At 64.4% G+C, this 4149-nt stretch carries 4 protein-coding genes; 2 read left to right on the top strand and 2 right to left on the bottom strand.

The genetic code is table 11. The features are described 5' to 3' along the window. Positions 1-99: 99 nt before the first annotated feature. Entirely contained in the window at positions 100-1191 is a 1092-nt protein-coding gene (locus tag EOA24_RS29315; protein WP_126082870.1) for a COX15/CtaA family protein, read from the top strand. 62 nt (positions 1192-1253) lie between these two features. Here the strand turns inward: EOA24_RS29315 and argC are convergent, their stop codons facing one another. Continuing rightward, positions 1254-2186 carry an N-acetyl-gamma-glutamyl-phosphate reductase gene (gene argC / locus EOA24_RS29310; RefSeq protein WP_126082869.1) on the bottom strand — a complete coding sequence of 311 codons (933 nt, stop codon included), beginning with the start codon at positions 2184-2186 and terminating at the stop codon, positions 1254-1256. Positions 2187-2215: 29 nt separating this feature from the next. After that, a complete protein-coding gene (speB, locus tag EOA24_RS29305) occupies positions 2216-3217 on the bottom strand; it encodes an agmatinase (protein WP_126082868.1) in 1002 nt (333 codons plus the stop codon). 125 nt (positions 3218-3342) lie between these two features. Between speB and EOA24_RS29300 the strand changes: the two genes are divergently transcribed. After that, positions 3343-4149, top strand: an 807-nt coding sequence (locus EOA24_RS29300) for an acyltransferase (RefSeq protein WP_133374663.1), incomplete at its 3' end; no start/stop codon positions are given.

Below are 4149 nucleotides of genomic sequence, written 5' to 3'. Positions count from 1 at the left end.
CCGCCGCGGCCCGGCGCGACGGCGTGCCGCGCTGTCCAGCCTTGCCACGGCGCGAGCCTTGGTCCACCACTCCAGCGTTTCAACTGCCGGAAAACGTCCATGGCTGCAATCACCGCCACGGCCCCCTATGCCGCACGCGACCGAGACCTCCATAACCGCGCTTTGGTGCGCGGCTGGCTCTACGTCGTGGTGTTCGTGCTGTTCGCGCTGGTTCTGGTCGGTGGTTCCACGCGTCTCACCGGCTCGGGCCTGTCGATCACCGAGTGGCAGCCGATCCATGGCGTCATCCCGCCGCTCAACGACGCCGAATGGCAGGAAGAGTTCCAGCGCTACCAGCAGATCCCGCAATATACCGAGATCAACAAGGGCATGAGCCTCGAGGACTTCAAGTCGATCTTCTGGTGGGAGTGGGCGCACCGCATCCTGGCGCGCAGCGTCGGCGTGGTCTTCGCCCTGCCGCTGCTGTTCTTCTGGGCAACGCGCCGCATCGAGCGCGGCCTTGGGTTGAAGCTCATCGGCATCCTGGCGCTCGGCGGACTGCAAGGCGCCATCGGCTGGTGGATGGTGGCTTCCGGCCTTGTCGACCGCGTTTCGGTCAGCCAGTACCGCCTGGCGACGCATCTGACGCTTGCCGCGCTGATCTTCACCGCCACGATGGCGGTCGCGCGAGGCCTGGCGCCGCATTCGGAGCCTGCCGCCGACCGCTCGACACAGCGGCTCGCCGGCTTCATCGTGTTCCTGACGCTAATCCAGATCTATCTCGGCGGATTGGTCGCTGGCCTTCACGCCGGTCTTTCCTACAACACATGGCCGCTGATGGACGGAAAGGTGATCCCCTCCGATCTGCTTCTCCTGAAGCCCGCCTGGCTGAACTTCTTTGAGAATCCGAAGACGGTGCAGTTCGTCCACCGACTGGGCGCCTATACGGTCTTTCTCGTGGCGCTCTGGCATATGATCGCCACGTGTCGGCGCCAGCCCGGCACCACCCATGCCCGTCGCACCACGCTTCTCTTCGCGCTGGTGGTCCTCCAGGCCTCGATCGGCATCGGCACGCTGCTGATGCAGGTGCCGCTGCACATGGCATTGACGCATCAGGCGATCGCGCTGGTCCTGCTCGGCTTCGCCACCGCGCATTGGCGTGGCACCAAGGGCGCCTATCCGCTGCCGACGGAGATAAACGTCAGAAGCTGACGGCCGGCAATGAGCTCAGGAGCGCCGACCTTCCAGCGCTCTGGAAACGCCTGCATCGCCGCTCAGTGCTTGATGCCGAGCATCAGGTCGAGATTCTGTACAGCGGCGCCCGACGCGCCCTTGCCGAGATTGTCGTAGACGGCCATCAGCAATGCCTGGGCCCGCTCGTCATTGGCGAACACATAGACCTTCATCCGGTTGGTGCCGTTATAGATCTCCGGATCGATCTCCGCGATCCGCTCCATGTGGGTATATGGCGCGACCTCGACCACGCCGCCGTCGATCGACGCATAATGGTCGGCGATCGCCGCGTGGAGTTCGGCGCCGGTCGGCACGCGGTCGAGACCGCGGAGCTGCAGCGGCACCACCGTGATCATGCCCTGCGCGAAATTACCCACCGCCGGCTGCATGATCGGGTCGTGCGACAGCTTCGCATAGGCGCGGAGCTCCGGCACATGCTTGTGCTGCAGCGTCAGCCCGTAGGGCAGGAACTCGGGCGCGTCCTCACCCTTGCCGACATAGTCCTCGATCATCGGCCGCCCGCCGCCGGAATAGCCGGAAATGCCGTTGACGGTGACCGGAAAATCGGCCGGCAACAGGCCGGCGGAGACCAGCGGCCGCAGCGTGGCGATCGGCCCTTGCGGCCAGCAGCCCGGATTGGCGATGCGCTTCGCGCTGGCGATCTTCTTCGCCTGGTCCTTGTCCATTTCGGCAAAGCCGTATTCCCAGCCCTCGGCGACGCGATGCGCGGTCGAGGCGTCGATCACCTTGGTCGTGTCGTTCGTGATCAGCGACACGCTTTCCTTCGCCGCCGCATCCGGCAGGCAAAGGATCGCGACATCGGCCGCGTTGAGGAATTCGGCGCGGGCGGCGGTCTCCTTGCGGCGCTCGGTCGGGATGGAGATGATCTCCAGGTCGCCGCGGTCCGCGAGCAGCGCCCTGATCTGCAGGCCCGTCGTTCCGTGTTCGCCGTCAATGAAGATTTTCGGTTTCATCGCTTACCAAATTCCCTGCGATTCCAATGTCATATGCCGTGAGCATGATTTAGCGCGGCATGATTGCCGTTGTTCAACTCTTCCGCCCGTGCCTTTCGTTCCGCCAACAGGCCGAGATAGTGCATGGCGATGATCGATCCGGCGATCGCCGTTATATCGGCATGATCATAGGCCGGCGCAACCTCGACGATGTCGGCGCCGACGACATCGACCTGGCCGAGTTGACGCAGCGTCGACAGCATCTTGGCCGATGACGGGCCACCTGCCACCGGCGTGCCGGTGCCTGGCGCGAAGGCCGGATCGAGGCAGTCGATGTCGAAGGTGAGGTAGGTCTTCTTGCCGCCAGTGCGGTCGACGATCGCATAGGCGATGTCGGAGGCGCGCATTTCCTCGACCTCATGGCCGTAGAGGATTTTTATGCCGAACGTATCCGGCGCATGGGTGCGGATGCCGATCTGGATCGAGCGGTCGGGGTCGATGATGCCTTCATTCACCGCGCGGGCGACGAAGGAGCCGTGGTCAATGCGCTTGCCGTCATCCGGCCAGGTGTCCTGATGCGCGTCGAACTGCACCATCGCCAGCGGCCCGTGGATCGCGGCATGCGCCTTGAGCAGCGGCCAGGTGACGAAATGGTCGCCGCCGAGCGTCAAAAGGAACGCGCCTGATTTCAGGATTTTGGCCGCCTCGCGCTCGATCGTGCCGGGCGTCTTGTGGTGATTGCCGCTGTCCAGCAGGCAATCACCGTAGTCGACCACCGAAAGATGCTCGAACAGATCGCGCGAGAACGGATACTGCGGATCGTTGTCGAGGATCGCCGAGGCGCGACGGATCGCCTGCGGCCCGAAGCGGGCGCCAGGCCGGTTGGTGACGGCGGCGTCGAAAGGAATGCCCCATACCACGGCGTCCGCGCCCTTCACGTCCTTCGTATATTTGCGCCGCATGAACGACAGCGCGCCGGCATAGGTCGGCTCGAACGACGCGCCCGTCTTGGAGCGGGCGGTGAACGCGTGGTCGATCTCTAGGTTCGCCATTACGGGTCCTCGGTTTGCATCGGGGCAGCCACAACTACAGAACCGGCACGCAACATGCCAGTCACAGCTTGCGGAAACGGCGCGGCGCTCGGCGAGTGCCAGGGCAACACAGGATCTGTATCATTATGGCTGAGACGGCTCTGCTCAACCTTGCGCCCGCACCAGCGGCGACCCGTGTGGGCACGGCGGCCGGCGAGCGCTTTCTGGTGCTGGATTCCTGGCGCGGCATCTGCGCGCTGCTGGTGGCGCTGTTCCACTTCCCGACGACCTCGATGATTTCGCAAAGCGCGTTTGTCGGCGGCTCCTATCTGTTCGTCGATTTCTTCTTCGTGCTCTCCGGTTTCGTCATCGCCAGCGCCTATGGCGGCCGCCTGAACGAGCCGGACGATCTTGCGCGTTTCGCGCTCGTGCGCTTCGGCCGCATCTATCCGCTGCATCTTATGATGCTTGCCGCTTTCGCTGGCTTCGAGGCGCTGCGGCTCGTCCTGCCGGCGCTGCACGGAACGGGTCCCGCACCCTTCACCGCCGGTTTCGACCTGAAAAGCTTGATCGCCAACCTCTTCCTCCTGCAGGGCATGGGCGTCGAGGATCATCTGAGCTGGAACGCGCCGAGCTGGAGCATTTCGGCCGAGTTCTTCACCTATCTGCTGTTTGCCGCCGTCGTCTTCGCCGCTGGCCAGCGCGCCTGGACATGGTTCGTCGCCGCCGCGGTGACGGCGCCGCTTTTCCTGCTCGCGGTCTCGACGCGTCATATGGACGTGTCCTTCGACTTCGGCTTCATCCGTTGCCTTTACGGCTTCTCGCTCGGCGCGCTGCTCGCCTGGTTTCAGCACGATTCCATTGCAGAGGCGCGACAAGCGCTTAGCGGCGGGACAGGGCGCATCGCCTGGACGATTGCGGAGCTTGTGACGATCACGGGGATCGCGCTGTTC

The sequence above is a fragment of the Mesorhizobium sp. M2A.F.Ca.ET.039.01.1.1 genome (genome assembly GCF_003998035.1).
Lineage (GTDB): Bacteria > Pseudomonadota > Alphaproteobacteria > Rhizobiales > Rhizobiaceae > Mesorhizobium.
This window is presented reverse-complemented; position numbering and strand designations above follow the sequence as displayed.